Below are 26,914 nucleotides of genomic sequence, written 5' to 3'. Positions count from 1 at the left end.
GATGGTCAACATGAACGATCGTCTCTCCACTTCCGCCCTTGCCGTCCTGGACGCCACCGAACAGCCCCGCAACGGTGCGCAGATCCTGCTGGACACCCTGATTGCCTGTGGCGTCGACACCGTCTTCGGTTATCCCGGCGGCGCCGTGTTGCCGCTGTACGATGCGCTGCACGCCGAGCCGCGCCTGCGCCACGTGCTGGTGCGCCACGAGCAGGCCGCCGTGCATGCGGCCGAAGGCTATGCGCGCAGCACCGGCCGTCCGGGCGTGGTGTTCGTCACGTCGGGTCCCGGCATGGCCAACACCACCTCGGGCCTGCTGGACGCCATGTGCGACTCGATTCCCGTGCTGTGCATCAGCGGCCAGGTGGCCACGTCTGCCATCGGCACCGATGCCTTCCAGGAATGCGATGCGCTGGGTATCTCGCGCTCGGTCACCAAGTGGAATACGCAGGTGCATTGCGCCGGTGAAGTCGCCTCGGTGGTCGCGCGCGCCTTCACATTGACCCGCGAGGGCCGGCCGGGCCCGGTGCTGGTGGACCTGCCCAAGGACGTGCAACTGGCCGTGCCAGAGCCCGGCTGCGCGGACTCGGAGGCCGCCATGCAGCGCCGCGCCGAGGCGCAGTTGCGCGCGCGCCGGCACGTCGGCAAGAATGCCGGCCGCCTGCCGCAGGGCGCGCTGCGCCGCGCGCTGGCGCTGATCGAACAGGCCGAACGTCCCGTGTTCTACGGCGGCGGCGGCCTGGTGAACGCGGGGCCGCAAGCCTGCGCGGCCTTCACCGCCCTGGTGCGCGCCAGCGGCGCGCCCTGCACGCTGACGCTGATGGGCCTGGGCGCCTTTCCGGCCTCCGACCCGCGGTTCGTGGGCATGCTGGGCATGCATGGCACGCTGGAAGCCAACCTGGCCATGCACGAGGCCGACTTGGTGGTATGCGTGGGCGCGCGCTTCGACGACCGCATCACCGGCAAGCTGGCCGAGTTCTGCCCGCACGCGCGCAAGATCCACATCGACATCGATCCCACCTCGATCAACAAGGTGGTGCGGGTGGACGTGGCCCTGGTGGGTGACGCGCTGCCGATGCTGCAGGCGCTGTCGGCCGGCCTGCCGGCCTTGCCCGCCGGCCGGCTGGACGCCTGGTGGCGCCGCATCGAGGCCTGGCGCGCGCGCCGCTGCCTGGATTTCACGCCCAGCGTCAAGGCCATCCTGCCGCAGCACCTGATGCAGCGCCTGAACGCCGCGCTGGAAGGCCGCGACGCCATCGTCTCGACCGACGTGGGCCAGCACCAGATGTGGGCCGCGCAATACCTGCGCTTCGACCTTCCCAACCGCTGGCTGACCTCCGGCGGCGCCGGCACCATGGGCTACGGGGTGCCCGCCGCCATCGGCGCGCAGATCGCGTATCCCGGCCGTACCGTGGCGTGCGTCAGCGGCGATGCGTCGGTACTGATGAACATCCAGGAATTGTCCACCGCCATCCAGCACCGCGCGCCCGTCAAGGTGGTGCTGTGCAACAACGGCTACATGGGCATGGTGCGCCAGTGGCAGGAACTGATCCACGGCGGCCGCTACAGCCACAGCTACAACGAGGCTTTGCCGGATTTCGTGGCGCTGGCCAAGGCGTTCGGCTGGGGCGCCGCGCGCGTCGAGCATCCTTCCGAATTGGATGCCGCGCTGGCGCAATGCCTGGCCTACGACGGTCCGTTCTTCCTGGACGTGGTGGTGCAGGCGCAGGAGAACTGCTTTCCGATGATGCCCGCGGGGCAGGGCCACCATCGCATGATGTTGGCCGAAGGGGTCTGGTACGAGGAGTCCTCGGCCTGAAAAAACGCAGCGCGATGTGAGTCCGATATCGGCCGGGCCTACATCTCGGGCGGGTGTTCGGCCAGCAGGGCCTGCACCCAGTTGGCGATGGACAGCAGGCGGTGGTCGTCGTTGGCGCGCCCAACGGCCTGCAGGCCGACGGGCAAGCCCTGCGGCCCGTGCGCGAAAGGCAGGTGCACGGTGGGCACGCCGGCCAGCGTCCAGCCCCGGCAGAACTGCGGGTCGCCCGTGCCCTGCTCGAAGAAGGGCGCCTCGCCGGCGGCGCTGGGCGCCAGCAGGATGTCGTAGTCGTCGAACCAGGCGTCGGTGCGCGCGCTCAGGCGCGCGGCATGCTGGCGCAGCGTCAGGTAGCGCTCGGTCGAGATGCCGGCGCCGGCATCCAGCACGGCCTGCAGCTTCATGCTGAGCTGCACGCCATGAGTATGGCGCTCGTAGGCCAGCGACATCGAGGCCTCGAAGGACATGATGTCCGCGTGTAGCTGCACCACCATGCAGTCCTCAACGGGCATGGGCATCTCTTGCACGTGCGCGCCAGCCGCCGACAGCACGCGCGCGGCGTGTTCGAAGGCGATGCGGCTTTCGGGCTGGGTGTGGCGCCATTGTTGCGACCGGAACATGCCGATGCGCGGTTTGCCGTCGTAGTCCAGCTTCAGCAGGCGCGGATCGCGCATCAGCACCGAGGCCAGCAGGCCCACGTCCTCGACCGAGCGAGCGAAGCCGCCAATGGTGTCGAGCGAGTCGGCCAGGTTCTTCATGCCGGCGCGCGGCACGCGCCCGAAGCTGGGCTTGAAACCCACGATGCCGCAGTACGCGGCCGGCCGGATGATGGAGCCGGCCGTCTGCGTGCCCAGCGCCAGGGGCACCATGTCGTCGCCGACCGCGGCGGCCGAGCCGCTGGACGAGCCGCCCGGCGTATAGGCCAGGTTGCGCGGATTGTGGGTGGGACCGGGGGTGTAGGTGGCGAATTCGGTGGTGACGGTCTTGCCGGGCACCACGACGCCCGCGTCGCGGCACAGCGCCACACAGGCCGCGTCGGCATCGGGCTGGTGGCGCTCGTAGATGCTCGATCCATACCGGGTGGGCAGATCGTGGGTGTCGAAGATGTCTTTCACGCCCAGCGGCAGGCCGTGCAGCACGCCGCGCACCGGACCGCGGTCCAGGACCTTCGCCCGCGCGATGGCAGCCTCGGCATCCAGGGTGGCCCAGGCCTGCAATTGGGGCTCGCGCTGCTCGATGCGCGCCAGGCAGGCGCGTATCAACTGCTCGGCGCTCAATTCCCGGCGGTTGAGTAATCGAGCGGCCTCGAGCGCGCCCAGTTTGTTCAGTACGGTCGACATCCCGTTTTTCCCCAACGAGTGTTTTCTTTCTTTATGGCATCAGCAACTGGAAATTCGTTCCATGGGCCGGCCTTTTGACCAAATATGTCCGCAGTGTAGAAGCAACATCGCTGTTGCGCCAACCCCACGAGGCGATAATGCCCCCTGCCAGACACCTGGGTGGAGCAAGTGCCGTATCCGGTGTGCCTGCAGTCGTGACATCAGGCTGTCACGCGGCGGATTTAAATTTGAAAACGTTTTCAAAGAAGCCGCCGCCGTGAACCGCAAAGCTCCCCATCGTCCTTCCATCGTCGAAGTGGCCCGCAAGGCGGGCGTCTCACCGGCCACGGTGTCGCGCGCGTTCAACCAGCCCGAGCTGCTCAAGCCCGACACGCTGGCGCGCATCGAGGCCATTGCGCGCGAAGACGGTTTCCGCCCCAACCGGGTCGGCCGCAGCCTGCGCGCCGGCAGCACCCGCACCATCGGCCTGCTGCTGCCCACGCTGACCAACCCGGTGTTCGCCGATTGTTTCGAAGGCGCCGAGCAGCATGCCCGGCAGGCCGGCTACAGCGTCATGGTGGCCACCACGGGCTACGCGCCGGCCGTCGAATCGCATGTCGTGCAAGAGCTGATCGACCATCAGGTCGACGGCCTGATCCTGACCGTGGGCACGCCCACGCGCAATGCCACGCTGGCCGCGCTGCAGGACGCGCGCATGCCGCACGTGCTGGCCTACAACGAATCCACCGCCCATCCCTTCGTATCGGTGGACAACCGCGCTGCCGCCCGCGAGATGGTCGCGTTGCTGGCCTCGCTGGGCCATCGCCGCATCGCCATCGTCACCGGTCCGCTGGCCGCTTCCGACCGGGCGCGCCGCCGCCTGGAAGGCGCCCGTGCCGCCGCGCGCCAGCATGATCTCGAACCCCTGGGACACCTGGTCATGCCGGCGCACACGGCCGCCAGCGCCGACGTGCTGCGCGATGCGCTGAAGGGCGCCAAGGCGCCCACCGCGCTGTTCTGTTCCAACGATCTGCTGGCCACCTCGGTCATCGCCCATCTGGTCGGCATGGGGCTGCGCGTCCCTGGCGACGTTTCCGTCTGTGGCTTCGACGGCGTGGCCATAGGCGCGCTGATGGTGCCGCCGCTGACGTCGGTCGAGCAGCCCAGCCGCCAGATCGGCGCCACTGCCTGCGCACACCTGCTGGCGTTGCTCGACGGCACCGGCATCCCGTCCGTGCGGCTGCCGCATCGCATTCTCCCCGGGGGCACCGTTGCCGCTCCCGCTTCTTCCACGCGTACTACCAGGAAGCCCTGATCATGAAACGCATACTGAACGCCCTGTTGCGCGGCACGCTGGCCGCGCTGGCCATCGGCGCCGGCGCCGCGCAGGCGCAGAACGCCGTCTGCTACAACTGTCCGCCCGAATGGGCCGACTGGGCCACGCAGATCCAGGCCATCAAGAAGGCCACCGGCATCACCGTGCCGCCCGACAACAAGAACTCGGGCCAGGCGCTGGCCTCGATGGCCGCCGAACGCGCCAATCCCGTGGCCGACGTCGTCTACTACGGCGTCACCTTCGGCATCCAGGCCGGCAAGGATGGCCTGATCCAGGCCTACAAGCCCGCCAACTGGGACCGCATCCCCGACGGCATGAAAGACCCGGCCGGCAAGTGGTTCGCCATTCATTCCGGCACGCTGGGCTTCATGGTGAACGTGGACGCGCTCAAGGGCAAGCCGGTGCCGAAGTCGTGGGCCGACCTGACCAAGCCCGAATACCGCGGCATGGTCGGCTATCTCGATCCCGCCTCGGCCTTCGTGGGCTACGTGGGCGCCGTGGCCGTGAACCGCGCCCTGGGCGGCACGCTGCAGAACTTCGATCCGGGCATTGCCTGGTTCAAGAAGATGCAGGCCAACAGTCCCATCGTGCCCAAGCAGACCGCCTATGCGCGCGTGCTGTCCGGCGAAATCCCGATCCTGATCGACTACGATTTCAACGCCTACCGCGCCAAGTACAAAGATGCCTCCAACGTGGCGTTCGTGATCCCGGCCGAAGGCACGATCGCCGTGCCCTACACGATGAGCCTGGTGGCCAATGCCCCGCATGCCGACAACGGCCGCAAGGTGCTGGACTTCACGCTGTCGGACCAGGGCCAGGCGATCTGGGCCAATGCTTTCCTGCGTCCCGTGCGTCCCGAGACCATCTCGGCCGAGGCCCAGAAGAAATTCCTGCCGGCCTCGGAGTACGCCCGCGCCGGCACGGTGGATTATGCCGAGATGGCCTCGGTGCAGCGCGCATTCTCCGAGCGCTATACCAAAGAGGTCAACTGACGTGACGCCGGCTCCGCAATCGCGCGCGCGCATTCCCATGGCTGGCCGGAGCTGACGTGCGCCGCGGTTGGATTCTTTTCGCTGCGCCCGCCGCGGCGCTGTTCCTGGCGTTCTGGCTGCTGCCGATGGCCGGCCTGGCGCTGGCCGGCGGCCGCACGGTCGATGGCCACTCGGCCTACGTCACGGTGCTGACCAGTCCGCGGTATTGGCGCAGCCTGTTCAACACTGCGGCGCTGTCCCTGGGCGCCACGCTGGCTACGTTGCTGGTGTCGCTGCCCGTGGGCCGCTTCCTGGCCTGGCATCGCCAGTTTCCCGGGCGCCGCGCGCTGCTGGCGCTGCTGGCGTTTCCACTGGCGTTTCCCGGTGTGGTGGTCGGCTTCCTGATCATCCTGCTGGCGGGCCGCCAGGGCCTGTTCGGCGCCGTGTCCGAGTGGTTCGGCGCCGGGCCCGTGGTGTTCGCCTATGGCATGGGCGGGCTGTTCCTGGGGTATCTGTATTTCTCGTTGCCTCGCACCATCGGCATGGTGTCGGCCGCCGCCGAGCAGATCGACACCACGCTGCTGGAAGCCGCGCGCACGCTGGGCGCGTCGCCGTGGCGCCGCTTCGTCGACGTCGAGCTGCCCGCGCTGTCGCCCGCGCTGATCGGCGCCGGCGCGATGAGCTTCGCCACCAGCATGGGCGCGTTCGGCACGGTGTTCACGCTGGGCACGCGCATCGACGTGCTGCCGCTGACGATCTACAACGAGTTCACCAACTACGCCAACATCCCCGTGGCCGCGGCGCTGTCCATCGTGCTGGGCCTGGTGACGTGGGTGGTGCTGTATGTTGCGCACAGCCTGGCCGGCACGCGTGCCGGCGCGGCGGGATGACGCCATGACCACGACGACATTGCATTCCAGAACGGACATGCGGCTGGGGCTTGCCGTGACGCTGGCCGTTGCCGCGTTCCTCATCGGCCCGGTGGTGCTGTCCATCCTGGCGGGCCTGACGCGCAACTACTTCGTCGGCCTGTCCAGCGGCTTCACGCTGCGCTGGGTGGCGCAGGTGTGGGATCTGTACGCCGACACCATCTGGCGCTCGCTGGCGGTGGCGGTATCCACGCTGATCGTCTGCACGCTGGCCGGCGTGCCCGCCGCGTGGGTGCTGACGCTGTATCGCGGCCGCGTGGCGCGCGCGCTCGAAGAACTGCTGACGCTGCCCGTGGCGGTGCCGGGCCTGGCCTCGGCGCTGGCGTTGATCGTGTCGTGGGGCACCTTGCCGGGCCTGCGCGGCAGCACGGCCTTCATCGTGATCGGGCACGTGCTGTTCACGCTGCCCTTCATGGTGCGCGCGGCGCGCGCCAGCATGTCGGGCGCTGGCCTGGCCGTGCTGGACGAGGCCGCGGCCACGCTGGGCGCGTCCCGCCTGCGCCGCTTCCTGACGATCGTGGTGCCGAACGCCGCGCCGGGCATCGTCACCGGCGGCCTCACCGTGCTGACGCTGTCCATCGGTGAATTCAACCTGACCTGGCTGCTGCATACGCCGCTGACCAAGACCCTGCCCGTCGGCCTGGCCGACAGCTACGCCTCGATGCGGCTGGAAATCGCGTCGGCGTACACGCTGGTATTCCTGCTGATGCTGATGCCCCTGCTGGTCGGCCTGCAATGGCTGGCCGGGCATGGCCAACGGCGCGCGCGGCGCGCCGCCCGACCCGGATCCCCCGAATGAGCAAGACCGTATCCATCACCGTGGCGCAATGCGCCAAGACCTGGCCGGATGGCGCCCGCGCCCTGCACCCGCTGGACCTGCACGTGCCCGGCGGCGAAATCCTGGCCTTGCTGGGGCCTTCGGGTTGCGGCAAGACCACGCTGCTGCGCATGGTGTGCGGCCTGGAGCGTCCCGACGCGGGCGGCCGTATCCTGTTTGGCGACGAGGACGTCACGGCACAGCCGCCCGAGGCGCGCGGCGTGGGCGTGGTGTTCCAGAACTACGCACTGTTTCCCAACATGACGGTGGCCGACAACGTGGGCTATGGCCTGCGCGTGCGCGGGCAGGACGCCGCCACTCGTCAGCGCCGCGTGGCCGAGATGCTGGGCCTGGTGCGCATGCGCGAGCACGCCGGTCGCGCGGTCACGCAGCTGTCCGGCGGCCAGCGGCAACGCGTCGCGCTGGCGCGCGCGCTGGCCATCGAGCCGCGCGTGCTGCTGCTGGACGAGCCGCTGACCGCGCTGGACGCCAAGCTGCGCGAGCACCTGCGCGTGGAGCTGTCGCAGATGCTGCGTGAACTGGGCATCACCACGCTGATCGTCACGCACGACCAGGACGAGGCCATGATGCTGGGCGGCCGCATCGCGGTGATGTCGGCGGGCAGGCTCGAGCAGATCGGCACGCCCGAGGCGCTGTACCGCCGGCCCGATACCGAATTCGTCGCCGATTTCCTGGGTACCCTGTGCCGCTTGCAGGCGGGCACGCAGGGGAGCATGCTGGTCGCGGGCGAAGAGACCATCTCCTTCCGGCCCCACCAGGCCGTGCTGCGTCCGCCGCATCCCGGGGCCCTGCAGGCCCAGGTGCTGGCCCGCTTCTTCCTGGGCGGCTCGGTGCGCTACGAGATCGGCCTGGAGGATGGCCAGCGCTTCGCCGTGGCCGCCCAGCCCGACTGCGCCTACCAACCCGGACAGACCGTCAGCGTGCAGTTGATCATTCACTGACCCATGGAGCGCGAGATGCTTATTGCGCAAATCACCGACCTGCATATCCGCATGCCCGGCCAGAAGGCCTATCGCATCGTGGAGACCGACCAGTTCCTGCCGCCCGCCGTGTCGGCCCTCAATGCGCTGGATCCCGCGCCCGACGTGGTGATGATCAGCGGCGACCTGACCGACTTCGGCCGTGCCGCCGAATACCTGCATCTGAAGGCCATGCTCGACCGCCTGGCCGCGCCGTACTACCTGTTGCCGGGCAACCACGACGCGCGCGCCGAACTGCAGAGCGTGTTCGACAGCCACACCTACCTGGGCGGCGTGGACGGTTTCGTGCAGTACACGGTGGAAGACTATCCGCTGCGCATCGTCGTGCTGGATACGGTGGTGCCGATGCAAAGCCACGGCGCGCTCTGTGAGCGCCGCCTGGATTGGCTGGCCGAGCGCCTGGCCGAGCAGCCGGAACGTCCCACCGTCATCGTGATGCATCATCCGCCGTTCATCACCGGCATCGGCCACATGGATGCCATCGGCTTGCTGTCCGGCGCCGAGCGCTTCGAAGCCATCGTCCGCCAGCACGACAACGTCGAGCGCATCATGTGCGGCCATCTGCACCGCACGATCTTCCGCCGCTATGCCGGTACCGTGGCTTCCACCGCGCCCAGCACCGCGCACCAGGTGGCGCTGGATCTGCGGCCGGCGGGCCCCTCGGCCTTCCGCATGGAGCCCCCGGGCTTCCATCTGCACGAATGGCGCAATGGCGCGCTGGTCACTCACCATGCCTACATCGGCGATTACCCGGGTCCGTTCCCCTTCCATGAAGGCGGCGAACTGATCGACGAGTGACGCCTGCTCGCAGCCTGTCGCTTGCCTGCGGCAGGCCGGGTGCTGACATCGCTCGGTCATGTTCGCTGGCCAAAATGAAAAGGATTTCATTCGTGGCCTTTCAGGGGTGACAGGCCCTGGCCGCGTTCAGAAGAAAAATCCCATGCTCGTCCTCGAAAGTCTTACCAAGCGATATGCCGATACGGCCGCCGTCGACGGGGTCGGCTTCAGCGCGCCCGCGGGCAGCTTCACGGCATTGCTGGGGCCGTCGGGCTGCGGCAAGTCGACCACGCTGCGCATGATCGCCGGGTTGGACGAGCCCACCTCGGGCCGTATTCTCATCGGCGGCCGTGACGTCACCCGCATGGCGCCGGCGGAACGCCGCATTTCCATGGTGTTCCAGACCTACGCGCTGTTCCCGCACCTGACGGTGCGCGAGAACCTGCTGTTCGGCCTGCGCGTGCGCCGCGAGCCCGCCAAGGATTTTCCGCGCCGCGTCGAACGCGTGGCCGGCTTGCTGGGCCTGCAGGCGCTGCTGGACCGCCGGCCCGCGCAATTGTCGGGCGGCCAGCAGCAGCGCGTGGCATTGGGGCGCGCCGTGATTTCAGAGGCCCCCGTGTGCCTGATGGACGAGCCCCTGTCCAACCTGGACGCCCAGCTGCGCCACGAAATGCGCCGCGAGATCCGCAATCTGCAGCGCGAGCTCGGCATCACCATGGTCTATGTCACGCACGACCAGACCGAGGCCATGAGCATGGCCGACCAGGTCGTGCTGATGCGCGCCGGCCGCATCGAGCAACAGGATACGCCCGCGGGCCTGTATGCCCGGCCCGCCACGCCGTTCGCCGCGCGCTTCATCGGTACGCCGCCCATGAACCTGATCCCGCTGGCCCTGCTGCATGGCCAGCCCGTCATCTCGGGCACGCATGGGCCCGCGCTGGCCGGCGTGCCGCCGGACAGGGACACCCTGGGCGTGCGCCCCGAGCACCTGCGCCTGCATGAAGACGGCGTCTCGGCCACGGTCGAGGGCATCGAATACTTCGGCGCGGACTCCATCGTGCAATGCCGCCTCGGCGCTTGCCTGGCGGCCGTGCGCATGGCCGGGCACCCCGAGCTGCGCCGCGGCCAGCGCGTGGGCCTGGCGTGGGATCCGCGGCACCAGCATTTCTTCGCCGCCGACGCGGCGGCACCCGCAGTCTGAACCTCTCGCCCGCGCACGGCGAACCTCACGGAAACGGAAAGGAAAAACCCCATGCGACGCATCGTATTGAAGACCCTGGCCGCCGCGCTGGCCTATGGCGCGCTGGCGCTGCCCGCGCAGGCGCAGCAGTCGCCGGTCGAAGTCGAGTTCTATTACCCCGTCGCGGTCGGCGGCCCCGTCACCAAGATCGTCGACGGCATGGCCGAGCAGTTCAACCGCGAGAACCCGGACATCCGCATCAAGCCCGTATACGCTGGCTCGTACCAGGACTCGGTGGCCAAGGCCCTGACGGCGCAGAAGGGCGGCACGCCGCCGCAGCTGGCCGTGCTGCTGTCCACCGACATGTTCACGCTGATCGACGAAGACGCCATCGTGCCGATCGACTCCGTGGCCAAGACGGAAGAAGACAAGAAGTGGCTGGGCGGCTTCTACGACGCCTTCATGCAGAACAGCCGCACCGGTGGCCACGTGTGGGGCGTGCCGTTCCAGCGCTCCACCATCGTCATGTACTACAACAAGGAACTCTTCAAAGAGGCGGGCCTGGACCCCGAGCGTGCGCCCGCCACCTGGAAGGAACTGGTCGAGGTCGCTGGCAAGCTGACCAAGAAGGATGCCTCGGGCAATGTCACGCAATGGGGCATCGAGATCCCCTCGGGCGGCGCATTCGCCTACTGGCTGTTCCAGGCGCTGACCACGCCCAACGACGCCATCCTGATGAACGAAGCGGGCAACGAGGTCTACCTGGACAAGCCGGGCGTGATCGAGGCCGCCGAGTTCTGGCATGACCTGGCCTACAAGCACGGCGTGATGCCCAAGGGCACCACCGACTGGGGCACCACGCCCAAGGACTTCCTGGATAAGAAAGCCGCCATCGTCTGGACCACCACGGGCAACCTGACCAACATCCGCAGCAACGCCAAGTTCCCGTATGGCGTGGCGATGATGCCCAGGAACAAGCGCGGCGGCAGCCCCACGGGGGGCGGCAACTTCTACGTGTTCAAGAAGGCCACCCCGGCCCAGCAGCAGGCCGCGATCAAGTTCGTGAAGTGGGCCACCACGCCCGAGCGCGCCGCCGACTGGAGCATCGCCACCGGCTACGTCGCCGTCACGCCGGCCGCCTGGCAGACCGACAAGATGAAGCAGTACGTCAAGGAAGTGCCGGCCGCCGAAGTCGCGCGCGACCAGTTGGCCGTCAGCGTGGCCGAGTTCTCCACGCACGAGAACCAGCGCGTGACCAAGGTGCTGAACGATGCGCTGCAGGCCGCGCTGACCGGCGCCAAGACGCCCAAACAGGCGCTGACCGACGCCCAACGCGAAGCCGAGCGCATCCTGCGCCCGTACAAGTAAGGCGCGGGCCCGGTCATGGCGATGCGCCCGCCTGCAGACGTCGCGGCCCCGGGCCGGGCAGGCTCGCGCTCGCGCGTGGGCGGCGGCATGGCCCAGGTGTACGCCTGGCTGATGCTGCTGCCCTCCCTCGTGCTGTTGGCCGCCTTCACGCATTACCCCGCGCTGGCCACTGTCTGGCACAGCTTCTTCAGCACGCCCAAGGCCAATCGTCCGGCCCGCTTCGTGGGCCTGGACAACTACGCGGCGCTGCGCGATGACCCGGTCTTCTGGCAGGCGCTGTGGAACAACCTGTGGTTCGCGCTGGTGACCGTGCCGGTGTCCATCGGCGTGGCGCTGGCGATGGCGCTGTGGGTCGACCGCAAGCTGGCGGGACGAGGCTTCCTGCGCATGGCCTACTTCACGCCCACCGTGCTGCCCATGGTGGCCGTGGCCAACATCTGGCTGTTCTTCTACACGCCGCAATACGGCCTGATCGCGCAGGTGATGCAGGCGTTCGGCATGCCCGGCCCCAACTGGCTGGGCAACCGCGGCACCGCCTTGCCCGCGCTGATGCTGGTCACCGTGTGGAAAGAGGCTGGCTTCTTCATGATCTTTTACCTGGCGGCGCTGCAATCCATGTCGCCGGCATTGCGCGAAGCCGCGCTGCTCGAGGGCGCGTCGCGCTGGCAGTACTTCCGCCGCGTGCTGTGGCCGCTGCTGATGCCCACCACGCTGTTCGTGCTGGTGAATGCGCTGATCAACGCGGTGCGCATGGTCGACCACGTGGTGGTGATGACGCGCGGCGGTCCCGACAACGCCAGCACGCTGCTGCTCTACTACATCTACCAGGTGGGCTTCAGTTTCTGGGATACGGCCTACGCCGCCGCGCTGACGGTCGTGCTGCTCGGCGTGCTGGCCCTGGTGACGCTGGCCAAGTTCCGCTGGCTCGACCGCAGGACGCACTATCAATGAACCGCACGCTCGATACCGTGGGCGCCTGGTTGCTGGGCCTGTTGTGGATCCTGCCGCTGGCCTATGCCGCCTGGGCGGCCTTTCATCCGGCGGCCTATGCCACGCGCTTCGACCTGCTGGCGCCGCTGACCCTGGAGAACTTCGAGCGCGCCTGGCACTCGGCGCCCTTCGCGCGGTACTTCCTGAACACCTTCTTGCTGGTCACCATGGTGACGGGCGCGCAGTTCGTGCTGTGCACGCTGGCCGCCTACGCCTTCGCGCGCTTCACCTTCCGGGGCCGCGACACCTTGTTCCTGCTGGTGCTGGTGCAGCTGATGGTGATGCCCGATGCGCTGCTGGTCGAGAACTACCGCACCATGACGCTGATGGGCGTGCGCGACACCGTGTTCGCCATCGGCCTGCCGTACTTCGCGTCGGCCTTCGGCATTTTCCTGATGCGGCAGACCTTCAAGACCGTGCCGCGCGAACTGGAAGACGCGGCGCGCGTCGAGGGCGCGGGGCCGCTGCAGATCCTGTGGAAGGTGTATATGCCGCTGGCGCGGCCGATGTACGTGGCCTATGGCCTGGTGTCGGTCAGCTACCACTGGAACAACTTCCTGTGGCCGCTGATCATCACCAACTCGGTCGAATCGCGCCCGCTGACGGTGGGCTTGCAGGTGTTCTCGTCATCCGACCAGGGCATCGACTGGTCGGTGATCACGGCGGCCACGCTGCTGTCCGCCGCACCGCTGCTGGTGGCGTTCCTGCTATTCCAGCGGCAGTTCGTGCAGTCGTTCATGCGGGCGGGGATACGGTAGGAGGCGCACCGATAGCGCTTCGCAGTTCCATGAGAACCGCTCGGCCTGCGTGCCGCGACGTACGAATACGATCTGGCCGCGCTTTCCCGAATCGTCCGCTGTGGCCGGCGGATATTTCAGTATCCGACGGTCAGGCCCGGCAGATCCACGGTGATTCGAGCTTTGCCCAGCGCCAGCGCCGCCTGTTCGGCGAATTCGCGCGATTCCTTTTCGTCGTTCTTCAGCGTGTCGTAGCCCAGCGCGTCGGCCACGCCCATGATCTTGTCCAGCAGCAGCACCTTGCCGCTGGGGCGCAGCGGTTCGCAGCCCAGCGTTTCCCAGGCGCCCTCGAACCAGTCACGCGCCTGGGTGGCGCGTTGTGGGGACGGGTCGATGTCGACGGACAGGTCGACCGAATGGCTGGCGTCGAAGATCACGGTAACGTCGCTGCGCATGGCTGGCTCCTGGGCGGCGTGGTTTCAGGGAAGGAAAGTATGAGGCAAAACGATTATGTCGAATGTCAGGCCTGCGACATTGCTGCGCCCCATTCTTCATGCGGGTCCGCCATGCCTCATGCGCGATTCACCACCCCCGCGACGTCTGCCAGGTGATGTCTTCGCCGGCCTCCAGCGACTTGCGCATCATGTCCAACAGCGGAAATGCGCGGTTGCGCAGCGCCACGGGCTGGTCGATGGGGTTGACCGGCGGCTTGTCCGGATCGTTGTCGTCGTCCTGAGGATCGCCATGGCCGCTGTCGGCCTGGATGGCGCGTTCCAGGCCGGCGATGGCGGCCGGCAACTGGTCGCGGGTGAAGACGCCGCGTTCGGGAATCGGGTCGCCGACCGGCTTGCCGGCGGCGTTCAGCAGCGGGCCCGCGTCGCCGCTGCGCATCAGGACGTCGGCAACGGCCTTGGAATGGAAAGTGACCAGCATGTCGTCTTCTCCTGAAATAGGGGGCAATTCCGTACACTACCTCAGGCCGTGCGGGGCTGCCACCCTGCGCCCTTGGCGCGCGCGCTCAGGCGGTGGAGGCAGGCATGCCTCCCACAGTTTCCATGATGGAACGGGCGCATTCGAGCAGGCGCGGCGCCACGCTGTTGCATAGCACCTCGGGCGGCAGCTTGAAGGCAGGTCCCCCGCAATTCAGCGCATAGATCTCGCCGTCCGGCATCACCAGCGGCGTGGCTACGGCGTTCACGTCGGGGTGCCATTCGCCGAACGAGGCGACGTACCCCACCTCCTGGTATTGCGCCAGCGCCTGCTGCAGCGGCCCCGCGAGCATGGGCCAGCGGTCGTCCAGGCCAACCCGCAGGCTGTCGATCAGGCGGTGGCGCGCTTCTTCCGGCAGGCCGGCCAGGTAGGCGCGGCCCGAGGCGGAGGTGGCCAGCCCCAACCGGGCACCGATGCCGATGCGCATGACGATGGCGGCCGAGGTCGGCCGCACGGATTCCAGCAGCACCATCTCCAGGCGGTCCCGCGTACCCAGGTGCACCGTGACGCCGGCCGCTTCGGCGAAGGCGCGCATTGGCCCGCGCGCTTCGGCGCGCAGATCGATGCGGGACAAATAGGCGTGGCTCAGCGCCATCACGCCTGGCCCCAGTGCATAGCGCTCCGATCCCGGCGGACGGCGCAGCAGCCCGGCCGCCGTCAAGGTGCCGACCAGGCGCAACGTGGTGGCCTTCGGAATGCCCGTGCCTTCGGAGATGTCCTTGAGCGTGGAAGCGGTGTCCTGGCCGCCGATGAAACGCAGGACCGCCAGGCCGCGTGCCAGGGCGCTGACTTCGCCTTCCGCCAATTCGGCGCCGGACGGGGTGTCTTGCATGGGGATTTCCGATACATGAAATCGGCCGGATGGCCTGGAGGTTTCATTTTACGGGAATCCCCTTAGGCGAATGGCGCACTTTTTTCAGTAGCAATTAAATATAATAAAACGTAGTTTCATTAAATGGAGGATGACATGGGATTGACGCTGACGCCCATTCTGGCGGGCTTTGCCGCCCGGGCAGCGGGAATCGATCTGGGGCAGCCGTTGGACGGCGAGCAGATCGCCAGCATCGACCGCGCCATGGATGAACACGCGGTGCTGGTCTTCCGCGACCAGGCGCTGACACCGGACCAACAGTTGCGTTTCGCGCGAACATTTGGAGAATTGGACCTGGGTTTCAAAAAAGCGTCCAAATCGGCGACGCGCCTGCAGTACGATGAGTTGCTGGATATCTCCAACGTGGCCGAGGACGGCCAGGTGGCGGACCGCAATCACCGCAAGATCGTGGGCAACCTCGCCAATCAACTCTGGCACAGCGACAGCTCGTTCCAGGCGCCCGCCGCGCGTTATTCGATGCTGCACGCGGTGGTGCTGCCGGCCGAGGGCGGGGAAACCGAGTTCGCGGACATGCGGGCCGCCTACGACGCGTTGCCCGAGCCGCGGAAGCAGCGGCTGGCGGGCCTGTCTGCCGAGCACTACGCGCTGCATTCCCGTTTCCTGCTGGGCGATACCGACTACACCGAAGAACAGCGCCGCGCCATTCCTTCGGCCGTATGGCCGTTGGTGCGCCGGCATGCGGGCAGCGGGCGCGAACTGCTGTTCATCGGTGCGCACGCCTGCCGCGTGATGGAGCTGTCGCTGGCGGAGGGCCGTCTTCTGCTGATGGATCTGCTGGAACACGCCACGCAGCCCCGTTTCGTCTATCGCCATGTGTGGCAGCCCGGGGACCTGGTGATTTGGGACAACCGCAGCACGTTGCACCGCGGCCGCGCCTTCGACCTCTCGGTCCGCCGGGAACTGCGCCGCACCACCACGCTGGACGCGTGAGCCTGCCCCTTTTTTTTGCAGCACCCCACAGAACAAGCCGCATAGCGGCGCAGGAGACATCGTGAAACGCATTCTGAGCGCGGCGCTGTGCGCCCTGGCGGTCTTTGCGGCCTGTGTGCAGTCCGCACAGGCCTATCCCGGCGGGCCCGTGCGCCTGATCGTGCCGTTCCCGCCTGGCGGGCCCACCGATACCTTGGCGCGCCTGCTGGCCGAAGGGTTGCAGGCCAGATGGAAGCAACCCGTCATCGTCGAGAACAAGCCCGGCGCGGGAACCATGATCGGGGCCGACCAGGTGGCGAAGGCTGCCGCGGACGGACAGACCATCGGCATCGTGAACAGTGCGTTCACCATCAATCCGCTGGTCCGCCGCAGCATGTCCTATGACACGCTGCGCGACCTGGCCGGCGTGACACAGCTGGTGGACTCCAAGCTGGTGCTGGTGGCCCGGGCCGACGCGCCATTCAGCACCGTGGGCCAACTGGTGGACATGGCCCGCAAGCAGCCTGGCAAGCTGTCCTATGCTTCGCCCGGCGCGGGCACCTCCACGCACCTGGCGGGCGAGCTGTTCAAGAACGTGGCCGCCGTGGATATCGTGCACGTGCCTTACAAGGGCAGCAGCCCGGCCCAGACCGACCTGATCGGCGGGCAAGTGGACATCATGTTCGACGTGCTGCAGTCCGCGTTGCCGCTGGTCAAGAGCGGACGGCTGAAGATCATCGCGCTGGCCTCGCCGCAGCGCGATCCGGCCTACCCGGACATTCCCACGGTGGCCGAGACGTTCAAGGGCTTCGAGGTCGGCAGCATGTTCGGGCTGATCGCGCCGGCGGGCACGCCCCAGGCGGTGCTGGCGGACATCCGCGACAACACGGCGGCCGTGCTGGCAACGCCCGCGATGCGCGCCAGGCTGTCCGAACTGGGCATGACGCCCGTGGCGTCCACGCCGGACGCGTTTGACCGGTTCCTGCGCGCCGAGATCGAGAAATGGCGCCCCGTGGTGCTGCGCAGCGGCATCCAGGCGGAGTGAATCAGCCGCCGGCGGCCGTCGCCGGCGCGGCAGCCGGGCCGATCGCGGTGGGACCGCGCGCCAGGCCGGGTCTTTTCGCCGGACGGTGGCCGGCCCGCGCGGCCACCGCCGTGGCGGCCGCCACCGGAATGCCGCCCTACGGGATCCGTCCCTTCACGCCCGGCTCGGCCCGGGCCGTGTCGCGGCCTGCCGGCTCGCGACATCAATTCACGCTATGATCTAGGCGGTTTCGCCGGTCCGCCGCCCCCCTGTGCCGCGCCGGCCCCCGGCGCGCCTCGGCCCAGGCCCCGGGCATGCGAGTACGTCCCCGCGGCGTACGTGCCTTCACTGACTCATTTCTCCGGTCATCCATGCTCATCGAGCAACAACAACAACTCGTTTCCCTGATCCAGGCCGCGGTCGCGCGCGTCCTGCCCGACGCCCGGCCCAACGTGCAGCTGGAGCGGCCGAAGGTCGCGGCGCACGGCGACATCGCCTGCAACGTGGCCATGCAACTGGCCAAGCCCGCCCGCCGCAACCCGCGCGAGCTGGCGCAGCAGATCGTCGACGCGCTGCTGGCCGAGCCGCAGGCGCGCGACCTGATCGAGACGGCCGAGATCGCCGGCCCTGGCTTCCTCAATTTCCGCCTGACCGCCGCGGCGCGCCAGGCCGTGATCGCCGTGGTGGCCCAGCAGGCCGGCCAGTACGGGCGCGCCCCGCGCAGCAACGAGAAGGTGCTGGTCGAATTCGTGTCGGCCAATCCCACCGGCCCGCTGCACGTCGGCCACGCCCGCCAGGCTGCCCTGGGCGATGCCATCTGCCGCCTGTTCGACGCCAGCGGCCATGACGTCACGCGCGAGTTCTACTACAACGACGCCGGCAACCAGATCGAGAACCTCGCCATCAGTGTGCAGGCCCGCGCGCGCGGCATCGAGACCGATGCCGCCGACTGGCCCGCCGATGGCTACAAGGGCGACTACATCGTCGACATCGCCCGCGACTTCCAGGCCGGCGCCACCGTGCAGGCCTCCGACGGCGACCCGGTCAAGGCCAGCGGCGACGTCGACAACCTGGACGACATCCGGCAGTTCGCCGTGGCCTACCTGCGCCGCGAGCAAGACCTGGATCTGCAGGCCTTCGGCCTGTCGTTCGACAACTACTACCTGGAAAGCTCGCTGTACACGTCGGGCCGCGTCGAGGAAACCGTCAATGCGCTCATCGCCGGCGGCCACACCTATGAGCAGGAAGGCGCGCTGTGGCTGCGCACCACCGAGCTGGGCACCGGCGACGACAAAGACCGCGTGATGCGCAAGCGCGAAGGCGGATATACGTATTTCGTGCCCGATGTCGCCTATCACAAGGCCAAATGGGAGCGCGGCTTCCACCACGCCGTCAACATCCAGGGCAGCGACCACCACGGCACCGTGGCCCGCGTGCGCGCCGGCCTGCAGGGCCTGGAAGCGGGCATCCCGAAGGACTTCCCCTCCTACGTGCTGCACAAGATGGTCAAGGTGATGCGCGGCGGCGAAGAGGTGAAGATCTCCAAGCGCGCCGGCAGCTACGTCACCATGCGCGACCTGATCGAATGGGTGGGCCGCGACGCGGTGCGTTTCTTCCTGGCGCAGCGCCGCGCCGATACCGAATTCGTGTTCGACATCGACCTGGCCCTGTCCAAGAGCGACGAGAACCCGGTCTATTACATCCAGTACGCGCACGCCCGCATCCGCACCGTCACGGCCAACTCCGGCGCCGAGGCCTCGGCCATCGCCGCGGCCGACACCACGCTGCTGGTCGCGCCGACCGAGTTCGCGCTGATGCAGCGCCTGGCCGAATTCCCGCAGGTGGTGAACCTGGCCGCGCAGGAACTGGCTCCGCACCACATTGCGTTCTGGTTGCGCGACTGCGCCGCCGACCTGCATGGCTGGTATGGCGCTGAGCGCATGCTGGTCGACGATCAGGCGCTGCGGCTGGCGCGCCTGCGCCTGGCCGACGCCACGCGCCAGGTGCTGGCCAACGGCCTGGCCCTGTTGGGCGTGACCGCGCCCGACCGCCTGGATCGCGGCGAGTAACGGGGCGACATGGCCACCAAGCGCAAATCCAGCCGTTCCGGCGAGGGCGGCAGCATGATGTACGGCGTGCTGGCGGGGCTGTTGATCGGCCTGATCGTCGCCGCCGTGGTCGCGTTCTACGTCACGAACGCGCCCATGCCCTTCGTCGATCGCGCCACCCGCCAGAACGACACCGGCAAGGCCGCGGACCCGCGCCAGGTGGACGATCCCAACAAGGCCCTGTATGGCCGCGATGGCCCGGCGGGCAATACGCCCACCGGCCCCACGGCCGACGCGCCGTCGGCGCCGCTGCCGGGCGTGCAGCCCGGCAAGCCGTCCGGTCCGCCGGATGACCTGGGCGCGCTGATCGCCACGCTGCCGTCCAGCGGCCAGGCGCAGACACAGGCCGCGCCCGCCGCGCCGGCAGCCAAGCCCGCGGCCCCGGCGGCCAAGCCGGCCGCCGCGGCGCCGTCTACCGCCAAACCTGCCGCGGCGCAACCTTCGGGCAACTACTATCTCCAGGCCGGCGCTTTCCGCGGCCAGCAGGACGCCGAGGCGCTGCGCGCCCGCATCCTGCTGCTGGGAATGCCGGTGTCCGTCCAGCGCGCCGAAAGCAATGGCTCGCAGATCAACCGCGTGCGGGTCGGCCCCTTCGCCAAGCTGGACGACATGAACCGCGCGCGCAGCCGGTTGGGCGAGAACAAGATCGAGTCGACCGTGGTGCGCCAGCAATAGGCGCCACGGAACTTCCCCGCCTCGTCCGCAGTCTGTCACTCATCTCATTTATCTCAGGAAGAAGACTGATGCAGTCCAAGACCTTCACCCGTTTCGTCGCCGCCGCCGCGCTGGCCGCCATGAGCTTCTTCGCCCCGGCCAGCCAGGCCCAGGGCACGCAGGCCTACAAGGTCCTCACCCCGGCCCTGCCGTCCGACACCCCGGGCAAGATCGAGGTCGTCGAGTACTTCGCCTACACCTGCCCGCACTGCGCCGCCATGGAGCCCATGGTCGAGGAATGGGCCAAGAAGGCGCCGCAGGACGTGGTCGTCAAGCAGGTGCCGATCGCCTTCAACGCCGGCATGAAGCCGCTGCAGCAGCTGTACTACACGCTGCAGGCCATGGACCGCGCCGACCTGCACCCCAAGGTCTTCAATGCCATCCACGTCGAGAAGAAGCGCCTGTTCACCAAGTCGGCCATCGCCGAGTGGGTGGCCTCGCAAGGCGTGGACCGCGCCAAGTTCGAATCCGTGTTCGACTCGTTCAGCGTCACCAGCCAGGTGCAGCGCGCCGACCAACTGAGCCAGGCCTCGCAGATCGACGGCACCCCGTCGTTCACCGTGGGCGGCAAGTTCCTGACCTCGCCCGTGATGGCCGGCAACAGCTACGATGGCGCGCTGAAGGAAGTGGACAAGCTGATCCCGCTGGCGCGCGCCGGTAACCGCTGATTCGGCGCGTCCTCGGGCCCGCCAGACAAAAAGGAGCGCTCGGTGCGCTCCTTTTTCATGGCGGGCGCCGATGCGCAGGTGCATCGGCGGCATGGCAGGGTTTACGACTCTGCGGCCTTGCGCAACGCCTGCTCCAGGTCCGCAATCACATCGCGCGGATCCTCCAGGCCGATGTGCAGCCGCACCGCCGCCAGCTCGCCTTCCTGCCAATAGGCATGGGTCGCCAGATCCTTTGGCGACACCAGTTGCACCAGGCTTTCGAAGCCGCCCCAAGAGAAGCCGATGCCGAACAGCGTCAGCGCCTCGACGAAACGGCGCGCGGCCGTGGGCGACAGCTTCAGCGAGACGGCCAGCATGCCGTTCGAGCCCGTGGCGTCGCGCTGCCACAGCGCGTGGCCCGGGTCCTGCGGCCACGCCGGATGGTAGATGCGGGACACCTCGGGCCGCGTGGCCAGCCATTCGCAGACGGCCATGGCGTGTTTGGCATGCTGCGCCATGCGGATCGGCATGGTGCGTACGCCGCGCAGCGCCAGCCAGACGTCGTCCGCGCTGACCGAATAGCCCATCGCGTATTGCGTGCCGCCCAGGCGGCGGGCGATCTCGTCGTCACGGGTCACCACCGCGCCCAGCATCAGGTCGGAGTGGCCGCCCACGTACTTCGTGCCGGCGATCACCGAGACATGCGCGCCCAGTTCCAGCGGGCGGTACACGTAGCCCGAGCCCCAGGTGTTGTCGGTGGCCAGCACCAGTTCGTGCTTCCTGGCGAAGGCGGCCAGCGCGGGCATGTCCATCATCTGGAACAGCAGCGAGCCCGGCGACTCGGCATACAGCAGCCGCGTGTTGGGCCGCACCAGCGTTTCCAGGTCGGCATCGGGCGAGAAATACGTGATCTCGATACCCAGGCGCGACAGCACCGCGTCGTGCAGCTCGCGTACGGGGCCGTACACGCAGTCGGCCACCAGCGCGTGGTCGCCCGCCGACAGCAGGGCCATGAACACCAGCGTGTTGCTGGCCATGCCCGACGAGGACAGGTAGCAATGCGTGCCGCCTTCCAGTTCGTTGAAGATGCTTTCCAGCGCCAGGTGCGTGTCCATGCCGGCGCGGCCATAGGTGATGGCGCGCTCGCCCGCGGCCTTGCGGCGGTAGGCGTTTTCCAGCGCGCTCAGGTCGCGGAAGCGCACGGTGCTGGCGCGGACGGGCGGCTGATTGACGGGCGCCACGCCGGTGTCGGGATCGAAGCGGGCAGTGCCGGTGTGCTGCAGGACGGTATCGATGTGCTTGCTGGAGTCTGAGGACATGGAGCGATGCGGCAAGGTTCGGAAAGAGATGGCTGGGCCAATCTTATACCCCCCGCCCGGCGGGCCGGGCTTCCCGTATCATCGGCGGCATTGCCCGCGATCCGCTGCATCGCGGGCGCCCGGAAAAAACGGAGACCCGCATGCTTCCCCTGGACGCCCTCATCGCCTTCTTCGGTATCGCCGTACTGCTGGCCCTGGCGCCCGGGCCGGACAACCTGTTCGTGCTGGTGCAATCCGCCATGTGGGGGCGCGGCGCGGGCATGATGGTGGTGCTGGGCCTGTGCACCGGCGTGCTGGGCCATACGGCCGCGGTGGCGGTGGGGTTGGCGGGGATCGTTGCCGCGTCGCCCGTGGCCTTCACGGTCTTGAAACTGGCGGGGGCGGCATACCTGGCCTATCTGGCCTGGGGCGCGTGGCGCGCGCCGGTGGGCGCCAGCGGCGTGGACCGGCCCGAGCGCATGTCGTCGCTGGCGCTGTACCGGCGCGGCGTCTTCATGAGCCTGACCAATCCCAAGGTGCTGCTGTTCTTCTTCGCTTTCCTGCCGCAGTTCACGCAGCCCGATGCCGGCCCGCTGGCCCTGCAGATCGTCGAGCTCGGCGTGGCCTTCATGGTGGCGGCGCTGTTGGTGTTCAGCGCCATCGCGTTCTTCTCGGGCGCATTCGGCGAACTGCTGCAGCGCTCGCCCCTGGCGCAGCGCGTGTTGAACCGCCTGGCGGCGGTGGTATTCGTGGGATTGGCGCTGCGGCTGGTGGCGTCCAGCCGTTAGTGTCAACGGGCCCTAAGCCGCCGCGGTAAACCGCACGATCCCGTCCTGGCCCTGCGCGCGCGTCAGCTTGCCCTCGAAATACAAGGCATGCAGGTGCGCCAGCGCCTCGCCCATGGCGAAGGTCATCTGGTGCAGGTCCAGCTTGCGGCGGAACAGCACCGGCACGATGTCGGAAGTCGACTGCGGCGTGGCGCAGGCTTCCAGCACTTCGGCCAGGCGGTCGGCGTGGTGGCTGTGCTGCTGCGCGATGCGCTCGTGCAGGCCCTTGAACGGACGGCCATGCGAGGGCAGCACCAGCGTGTCGCCCGGCAGCCCTTCATAGCGGTCCAGTGAATTCAGATACAGCGGCAGCGGATTCGCTTCGGGTTCGTACGCGAATACGCTGACGTTGGTGGAAATGCGCGGCAGCACCATGTCGCCGGAGATCAGCACGCGCAGGGCGTCGCTGTACAGCGACACGTGCTCGGGCGCGTGGCCGTAGCCCACGATGACCTGCCATGGGTTGCCGCCGATGCGCACCGTGTCGCCGTGCAGCAGGCGCACGTAGCGGCGTGGCATGGACGGCACCAGGTTGATGTAATAGCCCGTGCGCTGGCGGATCTGCTCCAGCGAATCCGGATCGGTCATCCCGTGGCGGGCGAAGTGGCGCACCGCGGCCTCGCCGTTGGGCCCCGAGCCGCTTTTATCCGAACACCATAGGCAGGCGGTGACGTAGTCGGTCATGCTCATCCACAGCGGCGCGTTCCAGCGCTCGCACAGCCAGTCGGCCAGGCCGACGTGGTCGGGATGCATGTGGGTGACGATGACGCGCAGCACCGGCAGGCCCTCCAGCTGCGATTCGAACACCTGGTTCCAGAGCGTCTTCACTTCCTCGCGCGAGATGCCGCAATCGACGATGGTCCAGCCCTGGCGGCCGTCGATCTCGTCGCGCAGCAGCCAGAGGTTGATGTGGTCCAGCGCGAACGGCAACGGCATGCGGATCCATTTGACGCCGTCGGCCACGGTTTGCGAGGCGCCGGCTTCGGGTTGCGCGTCGCCCCAGGGATACTGGAGTTGATGTTCGTTGGGATTCATCTGCGGGGGCCTGCGTGAAAGCGGCGGCTTGACGGGGCAGGCCGGCCAGCATAATTTACGTTTACGTAAACTGCCATACATCGCATGCCGCCGTCAACCTGGACCATTTCCGATCTCGCCCGCGAGTTCGCCATCACGCCCCGCACGATCCGCTTCTACGAAGACCAGGGCATCGTCAGTCCGGCGCGCGACGGGCGCAACCGCGTCTACGGCACGCGCGACCGCACCCGGCTGAAGCTGGCGCTGCGCGGCAAGCGGCTGGGCCTGCAACTGTCCGAGATCCGGGCCTTGATCGACATGTACGAAAGCCCGGTCGACACGGCCTCGCAGTTGCGCGAGTACCTGAACGTGCTGGCCCGCCATCGCGCCCAGTTGGAGCAGCAGCGCCGCGACATCGACGAGACCCTGCAGGAAATCGAGAACCAGGAGATCAACTGCCGCGAGCTGCTGGCGCACGGCAGGGTGATTCCCTGACGCGCGGTGGGTTACGGGTTTTCCCTGTCTACTTTACGTTTACGTAAACGTTATAGTTGCACTGCATCATTGCTCCGCACGCCAGCGGCGCGCATGATGGCGCAGCCGGCCACGACGTGTCGGCGACTACGAAGCACACCATAAAAGTAAGTGCCTACTGTCACGGAGACGACCATGGATATTCCCGGCCTCAGTTTCGATCTGGGCGAAGATCTGGACATGCTGCGCAACGCCGTGCGCGCGTTCGCACAGGAAGAGATCGCCCCGCGCGCCGCCGAGGTGGATCGCACCGACCAGTTCCCGATGGACCTGTGGCGCAAGTTCGGCGACCTGGGCGTGCTGGGCATGACGGTCAGCGAAGCGTACGGCGGCACCGGCCTGGGCTACCTGGCCCACATGGTGGTGATGGAAGAGATCAGCCGCGCCAGCGCCTCGGTGGGCCTGTCCTACGGCGCGCACTCCAACCTTTGCGTGAACCAGATCTTCCGTAACGGCAACGACGACCAGAAGGCGCGCTACCTGCCCAGGCTGGTGTCGGGCGAGCACGTGGGCGCGCTGGCGATGAGCGAGCCGGGCGCCGGCTCCGACGTGGTCAGCATGCGGCTGCGCGCCGAGAAGAAGGGCGACCGCTACGTGCTGAACGGCACCAAGATGTGGATCACCAACGGCCCCGACGCGGATACCCTGGTGGTCTACGCCAAGACCGATCCCGAGGCCCACCAGCGCGGCATCACCGCTTTCCTGGTCGAGAAAGGCTTCAAGGGGTTCTCGGTGGCGCAGAAGCTGGACAAGCTGGGCATGCGCGGCAGCCACACCGGCGAACTGGTGTTCCAGGATTGCGAGGTGCCCGCCGAGAACGTGCTGGGCGAAGTCAACGGCGGCGTGAAGGTGCTGATGAGCGGCCTGGACTACGAGCGCGCCGTGCTGTCGGGCGGGCCGCTGGGCATCATGCAGGCCGTGATGGACGTGGCCGTGCCCTATATCCACGACCGCAAGCAGTTCGGCCAGGCCATCGGCCAGTTCCAACTGATCCAGGGCAAGATCGCCGATATGTATGCCGTGCTGCAGGCCAGCCGCGCTTTCTGCTACGCCGTGGGCAAGAACCTGGACAGCCTGGGCCGCGAGCACGTGCGCCAGGTGCGCAAGGATTGCGCAGCCCTTATTCTGTACACCGCCGAGAAGGCCACCTGGATGGCCGGCGAAGGCGTGCAGATCCTGGGTGGCAACGGCTATATCAACGAGTACCCGGTGGGCCGCCTGTGGCGCGATGCCAAGCTGTACGAGATCGGCGCCGGCACCAGCGAGATCCGCCGCATGCTGATCGGCCGGGAGCTGTTCAACGAAACGGCCTGAGGGCGCGCGTCCGCCCGTGGACGCCACCCCTGCGGCTGAATGAATTTATCCCTTACGATTACCTTCAGGCGGCAGCGCCCGGGCCGTGCCGCGCCGGCGCCCGCTTCGTCCCGATTCCCAGGAGCTTCATCATGTCCGATCCCGTCGTTATCGTTTCCGTCGCCCGCACGCCCATGGGCGGCATGCTGGGCAGCCTGTCCGGCCTGGCCGCCCATGAGCTGGGTTCCGTCGCCATCAAGGCCGCCGTCGAACGCGCCGGCCTGAAGCCGGAGCAGGTCAACGAAGTCATCATGGGCAACGTGCTGCAAGCCGGCCAGGGCCAGGCGCCGGCCCGCCAGGCCGCGCTGGGCGCCGGCCTGCCGCTGGGCGTGTCGTGCACGACCATCCACAAGGTGTGCGGCTCGGGCCTGAAGGCCGCGATGTTCGGCCACGACCTGCTGCTGGCCGGCACGGCCGACGTGGTCGTCGCCGGAGGCCAGGAAAGCATGAGCAACGCGCCCTACCTGATGCTCAAGGGCCGCCAGGGTTACCGCTACGGCCACGCCACGGTGTACGACCACATGGCGCTGGACGGCCTGGAAGACGCCTACTCGCGCGGCACCGCCATGGGCGTGTTCGCCGAAGACTGCGCCACCAAATACGAATTCACCCGCGAGGCGCAGGACGCCTTCTCGCTGGAATCGCTGCGGCGCGCGCGCGCGCCGCCACCGAAGACGGTTCGTTCAAGTGGGAAATCGCGCCGGTCACGGTGGCCGGCAAGAAGGGCGACACGGTGATCGATGCCGACGAAGCCCCCGCCAAGGCGATGCCCGAGAAGATCCCGACGCTCAAGCCCGCCTTCAAGAAGGATGGCACGGTCACCGCCGCGAACGCCTCGTCGATCTCCGACGGCGCCGCCGCCATGGTGCTGATGCGCGAATCGACCGCGAAGAAGCTGGGCTGCACGCCGCTGGCCCGCATCGTGGCTCACACGCAGCACTCGCAAGAACCGCAATGGTTCACGACCGCGCCGGTCGGCGCGCTGAAGAACCTGTACGCCAAGACCGGCTGGACGCCCGCCGACGTCGACCTGTACGAAATCAACGAAGCCTTCGCGGTGGTCACCATGGCCGCCATGAAGGACTTCGACCTGCCCCACGACAAGGTGAACGTGCATGGCGGCGCCACCGCCCTGGGCCACCCGATCGGCGCCTCGGGCGCCCGCCTGGTCGCCACCCTGGTCGGCGCCCTGCGCAAGACCGGCGGCAAGAAGGGCGTCGCCACGCTTTGCATCGGCGGCGGCGAAGCGGTGGCCATGGCTATCGAGATGGTTTGAGCGGGTATCTGAGTTCTTGAGTCGCATCGTTGCGGCGGGGCGGCCTACCCCGCCGCAACGATGCCGCACCAGTGCAATGTCCGTCAC

At 68.0% G+C, this 26,914-nt stretch carries 25 protein-coding genes and 1 pseudogene; 20 read left to right on the top strand and 6 right to left on the bottom strand.

Going from position 1 to position 26,914, the window contains the following annotated elements:
- The first annotated feature begins 1 nt into the window (after position 1).
- Entirely contained in the window at positions 2–1,819 is a 1,818-nt protein-coding gene (ilvB, locus tag A6745_RS05085) for a biosynthetic-type acetolactate synthase large subunit (RefSeq protein ID WP_156513286.1), read from the top strand.
- 38 nt (positions 1,820–1,857) lie between these two features.
- Here the strand turns inward: ilvB and A6745_RS05080 are convergent, their stop codons facing one another.
- Positions 1,858–3,156 (bottom strand): amidase, encoded by a 1,299-nt coding sequence (locus tag A6745_RS05080; RefSeq protein WP_066124438.1) that lies wholly within the window; start codon positions 3,154–3,156, stop codon positions 1,858–1,860.
- A gap of 256 nt (positions 3,157–3,412) precedes the next feature.
- Here A6745_RS05080 and A6745_RS05075 point away from each other — a divergent pair, with 256 nt between their 5' ends.
- The 10 genes from A6745_RS05075 (at position 3,413) to A6745_RS05030 (ending at position 13,262) form a co-directional block, all read left to right on the top strand.
- Positions 3,413–4,450 carry a LacI family DNA-binding transcriptional regulator gene (locus A6745_RS05075; RefSeq protein WP_066124437.1) on the top strand — a complete coding sequence of 346 codons (1,038 nt, stop codon included), beginning with the start codon at positions 3,413–3,415 and terminating at the stop codon, positions 4,448–4,450.
- A 2-nt stretch (positions 4,451–4,452) separates the two neighbouring features.
- The gene (locus A6745_RS05070) at positions 4,453–5,463 is read left to right on the top strand and encodes an ABC transporter substrate-binding protein (protein ID WP_066124435.1); all 1,011 of its coding nucleotides are present in this window, start codon (positions 4,453–4,455) and stop codon (positions 5,461–5,463) included.
- Positions 5,464–5,519: 56 nt separating this feature from the next.
- A complete protein-coding gene (locus A6745_RS05065) occupies positions 5,520–6,332 on the top strand; it encodes an ABC transporter permease (protein WP_082852895.1) in 813 nt (270 codons plus the stop codon).
- A gap of 4 nt (positions 6,333–6,336) precedes the next feature.
- A complete protein-coding gene (locus tag A6745_RS05060; RefSeq protein WP_066125766.1) occupies positions 6,337–7,170 on the top strand; it encodes an ABC transporter permease in 834 nt (277 codons plus the stop codon).
- Positions 7,167–8,150, top strand: coding sequence for an ABC transporter ATP-binding protein (locus A6745_RS05055; protein WP_066124432.1), 984 nt, complete (start codon positions 7,167–7,169; stop codon positions 8,148–8,150). Before A6745_RS05060 ends, A6745_RS05055 begins: the two co-directional genes overlap by 4 nt.
- A gap of 15 nt (positions 8,151–8,165) precedes the next feature.
- Positions 8,166–8,987 (top strand): phosphodiesterase, encoded by an 822-nt coding sequence (locus tag A6745_RS05050; protein ID WP_066124430.1) that lies wholly within the window; start codon positions 8,166–8,168, stop codon positions 8,985–8,987.
- Between the two features lie 142 nt (positions 8,988–9,129).
- Positions 9,130–10,167, top strand: a complete 1,038-nt coding sequence (locus A6745_RS05045) for an ABC transporter ATP-binding protein (RefSeq protein WP_066124429.1) — start codon at positions 9,130–9,132, stop codon at positions 10,165–10,167.
- A 51-nt stretch (positions 10,168–10,218) separates the two neighbouring features.
- The gene (locus A6745_RS05040; RefSeq protein ID WP_066124428.1) at positions 10,219–11,514 is read left to right on the top strand and encodes an ABC transporter substrate-binding protein; all 1,296 of its coding nucleotides are present in this window, start codon (positions 10,219–10,221) and stop codon (positions 11,512–11,514) included.
- An 87-nt stretch (positions 11,515–11,601) separates the two neighbouring features.
- Entirely contained in the window at positions 11,602–12,465 is an 864-nt protein-coding gene (locus A6745_RS05035) for a carbohydrate ABC transporter permease (protein WP_066125764.1), read from the top strand.
- Positions 12,462–13,262: a carbohydrate ABC transporter permease gene (locus tag A6745_RS05030; RefSeq protein WP_066124426.1), complete on the top strand. Its 801-nt coding sequence runs from the start codon at positions 12,462–12,464 to the stop codon at positions 13,260–13,262. The genes A6745_RS05035 and A6745_RS05030 overlap by 4 nt, the downstream gene beginning before the upstream one ends.
- 116 nt (positions 13,263–13,378) lie before the next feature.
- Here A6745_RS05030 and A6745_RS05025 read toward each other — a convergent pair whose 3' ends face one another.
- From A6745_RS05025 to A6745_RS05015, 3 genes are all read right to left on the bottom strand, one after another.
- Positions 13,379–13,696: a hypothetical protein gene (locus A6745_RS05025; protein ID WP_066124425.1), complete on the bottom strand. Its 318-nt coding sequence runs from the start codon at positions 13,694–13,696 to the stop codon at positions 13,379–13,381.
- 127 nt (positions 13,697–13,823) lie between these two features.
- Complete coding sequence (locus A6745_RS05020) at positions 13,824–14,174, bottom strand: DUF1840 domain-containing protein (RefSeq protein WP_066124422.1); 351 nt, start codon at positions 14,172–14,174, stop codon at positions 13,824–13,826.
- Positions 14,175–14,259: 85 nt separating this feature from the next.
- Positions 14,260–15,063 (bottom strand): IclR family transcriptional regulator, encoded by an 804-nt coding sequence (locus A6745_RS05015; protein ID WP_066124420.1) that lies wholly within the window; start codon positions 15,061–15,063, stop codon positions 14,260–14,262.
- 135 nt (positions 15,064–15,198) lie between these two features.
- Between A6745_RS05015 and A6745_RS05010 the strand changes: the two genes are divergently transcribed.
- The 5 genes from A6745_RS05010 to A6745_RS04990 all read left to right on the top strand — a co-directional run bounded on the left by A6745_RS05010 (position 15,199) and on the right by A6745_RS04990 (position 20,546).
- Positions 15,199–16,053: a TauD/TfdA dioxygenase family protein gene (locus tag A6745_RS05010; protein WP_066125761.1), complete on the top strand. Its 855-nt coding sequence runs from the start codon at positions 15,199–15,201 to the stop codon at positions 16,051–16,053.
- 61 nt (positions 16,054–16,114) lie between these two features.
- Positions 16,115–17,077, top strand: a complete 963-nt coding sequence (locus A6745_RS05005) for a tripartite tricarboxylate transporter substrate binding protein (protein ID WP_231885910.1) — start codon at positions 16,115–16,117, stop codon at positions 17,075–17,077.
- A 350-nt stretch (positions 17,078–17,427) separates the two neighbouring features.
- The gene (argS, locus tag A6745_RS05000; protein ID WP_066124415.1) at positions 17,428–19,125 is read left to right on the top strand and encodes an arginine--tRNA ligase; all 1,698 of its coding nucleotides are present in this window, start codon (positions 17,428–17,430) and stop codon (positions 19,123–19,125) included.
- Positions 19,126–19,134: 9 nt separating this feature from the next.
- On the top strand, positions 19,135–19,839 hold the full coding sequence (locus A6745_RS04995; RefSeq protein WP_066124413.1) for an SPOR domain-containing protein: 705 nt from the start codon (positions 19,135–19,137) through the stop codon (positions 19,837–19,839).
- 68 nt (positions 19,840–19,907) lie between these two features.
- A complete protein-coding gene (locus A6745_RS04990; protein ID WP_066124411.1) occupies positions 19,908–20,546 on the top strand; it encodes a thiol:disulfide interchange protein DsbA/DsbL in 639 nt (212 codons plus the stop codon).
- 101 nt (positions 20,547–20,647) lie between these two features.
- On the opposite strand, the gene metC is transcribed toward A6745_RS04990, so the two are convergent.
- Positions 20,648–21,844, bottom strand: a complete 1,197-nt coding sequence (gene metC / locus A6745_RS04985; protein WP_066124409.1) for a cystathionine beta-lyase — start codon at positions 21,842–21,844, stop codon at positions 20,648–20,650.
- Positions 21,845–21,984: 140 nt separating this feature from the next.
- Here metC and A6745_RS04980 point away from each other — a divergent pair, with 140 nt between their 5' ends.
- The gene (locus A6745_RS04980) at positions 21,985–22,611 is read left to right on the top strand and encodes a LysE family translocator (RefSeq protein ID WP_066124407.1); all 627 of its coding nucleotides are present in this window, start codon (positions 21,985–21,987) and stop codon (positions 22,609–22,611) included.
- 12 nt (positions 22,612–22,623) lie between these two features.
- On the opposite strand, the gene A6745_RS04975 is transcribed toward A6745_RS04980, so the two are convergent.
- A complete protein-coding gene (locus tag A6745_RS04975; protein ID WP_066124405.1) occupies positions 22,624–23,685 on the bottom strand; it encodes an MBL fold metallo-hydrolase in 1,062 nt (353 codons plus the stop codon).
- An 84-nt stretch (positions 23,686–23,769) separates the two neighbouring features.
- Here A6745_RS04975 and A6745_RS04970 point away from each other — a divergent pair, with 84 nt between their 5' ends.
- The 3 genes and pseudogenes from A6745_RS04970 (at position 23,770) to A6745_RS04960 (ending at position 26,827) form a co-directional block, all read left to right on the top strand.
- Positions 23,770–24,159 carry a MerR family transcriptional regulator gene (locus A6745_RS04970; protein WP_066124403.1) on the top strand — a complete coding sequence of 130 codons (390 nt, stop codon included), beginning with the start codon at positions 23,770–23,772 and terminating at the stop codon, positions 24,157–24,159.
- A gap of 174 nt (positions 24,160–24,333) precedes the next feature.
- Positions 24,334–25,512, top strand: a complete 1,179-nt coding sequence (locus A6745_RS04965; RefSeq protein ID WP_066124401.1) for an isovaleryl-CoA dehydrogenase — start codon at positions 24,334–24,336, stop codon at positions 25,510–25,512.
- A gap of 131 nt (positions 25,513–25,643) precedes the next feature.
- A pseudogene (locus A6745_RS04960) lies at positions 25,644–26,827 on the top strand (acetyl-CoA C-acetyltransferase).
- Positions 26,828–26,914 lie beyond the last annotated feature (87 nt).

The organism is Bordetella ansorpii, assembly GCF_900078705.1.
Lineage (GTDB): Bacteria > Pseudomonadota > Gammaproteobacteria > Burkholderiales > Burkholderiaceae_B > Bordetella > Bordetella ansorpii_A.
The sequence above is the reverse complement of the archived record's forward strand: the minus strand, read 5'-3'. Positions and strand labels throughout refer to the sequence as shown.

Excerpts from the sequence above, each read along its gene's own strand:
- ilvB (WP_156513286.1), top strand. The coding sequence starts at position 2 with ATGGTCAACATGAACGATCGTCTCTCCACTTCCGCCCTTGCCGTCCTG.
- A6745_RS05080 (WP_066124438.1), bottom strand. The coding sequence starts at position 3,156 with ATGTCGACCGTACTGAACAAACTGGGCGCGCTCGAGGCCGCTCGATTA.
- A6745_RS05070 (WP_066124435.1), top strand. The coding sequence starts at position 4,453 with ATGAAACGCATACTGAACGCCCTGTTGCGCGGCACGCTGGCCGCGCTG.
- A6745_RS05060 (WP_066125766.1), top strand. The coding sequence starts at position 6,337 with ATGACCACGACGACATTGCATTCCAGAACGGACATGCGGCTGGGGCTT.
- A6745_RS05055 (WP_066124432.1), top strand. The coding sequence starts at position 7,167 with ATGAGCAAGACCGTATCCATCACCGTGGCGCAATGCGCCAAGACCTGG.
- A6745_RS05050 (WP_066124430.1), top strand. The coding sequence starts at position 8,166 with ATGCTTATTGCGCAAATCACCGACCTGCATATCCGCATGCCCGGCCAG.
- A6745_RS05045 (WP_066124429.1), top strand. The coding sequence starts at position 9,130 with ATGCTCGTCCTCGAAAGTCTTACCAAGCGATATGCCGATACGGCCGCC.
- A6745_RS05040 (WP_066124428.1), top strand. The coding sequence starts at position 10,219 with ATGCGACGCATCGTATTGAAGACCCTGGCCGCCGCGCTGGCCTATGGC.
- A6745_RS05035 (WP_066125764.1), top strand. The coding sequence starts at position 11,602 with ATGGCCCAGGTGTACGCCTGGCTGATGCTGCTGCCCTCCCTCGTGCTG.
- A6745_RS05030 (WP_066124426.1), top strand. The coding sequence starts at position 12,462 with ATGAACCGCACGCTCGATACCGTGGGCGCCTGGTTGCTGGGCCTGTTG.
- A6745_RS05025 (WP_066124425.1), bottom strand. The coding sequence starts at position 13,696 with ATGCGCAGCGACGTTACCGTGATCTTCGACGCCAGCCATTCGGTCGAC.
- A6745_RS05020 (WP_066124422.1), bottom strand. The coding sequence starts at position 14,174 with ATGCTGGTCACTTTCCATTCCAAGGCCGTTGCCGACGTCCTGATGCGC.
- A6745_RS05015 (WP_066124420.1), bottom strand. The coding sequence starts at position 15,063 with ATGCAAGACACCCCGTCCGGCGCCGAATTGGCGGAAGGCGAAGTCAGC.
- A6745_RS05010 (WP_066125761.1), top strand. The coding sequence starts at position 15,199 with ATGGGATTGACGCTGACGCCCATTCTGGCGGGCTTTGCCGCCCGGGCA.
- argS (WP_066124415.1), top strand. The coding sequence starts at position 17,428 with ATGCTCATCGAGCAACAACAACAACTCGTTTCCCTGATCCAGGCCGCG.
- A6745_RS04995 (WP_066124413.1), top strand. The coding sequence starts at position 19,135 with ATGGCCACCAAGCGCAAATCCAGCCGTTCCGGCGAGGGCGGCAGCATG.
- A6745_RS04990 (WP_066124411.1), top strand. The coding sequence starts at position 19,908 with ATGCAGTCCAAGACCTTCACCCGTTTCGTCGCCGCCGCCGCGCTGGCC.
- metC (WP_066124409.1), bottom strand. The coding sequence starts at position 21,844 with ATGTCCTCAGACTCCAGCAAGCACATCGATACCGTCCTGCAGCACACC.
- A6745_RS04980 (WP_066124407.1), top strand. The coding sequence starts at position 21,985 with ATGCTTCCCCTGGACGCCCTCATCGCCTTCTTCGGTATCGCCGTACTG.
- A6745_RS04975 (WP_066124405.1), bottom strand. The coding sequence starts at position 23,685 with ATGAATCCCAACGAACATCAACTCCAGTATCCCTGGGGCGACGCGCAA.
- A6745_RS04970 (WP_066124403.1), top strand. The coding sequence starts at position 23,770 with ATGCCGCCGTCAACCTGGACCATTTCCGATCTCGCCCGCGAGTTCGCC.
- A6745_RS04965 (WP_066124401.1), top strand. The coding sequence starts at position 24,334 with ATGGATATTCCCGGCCTCAGTTTCGATCTGGGCGAAGATCTGGACATG.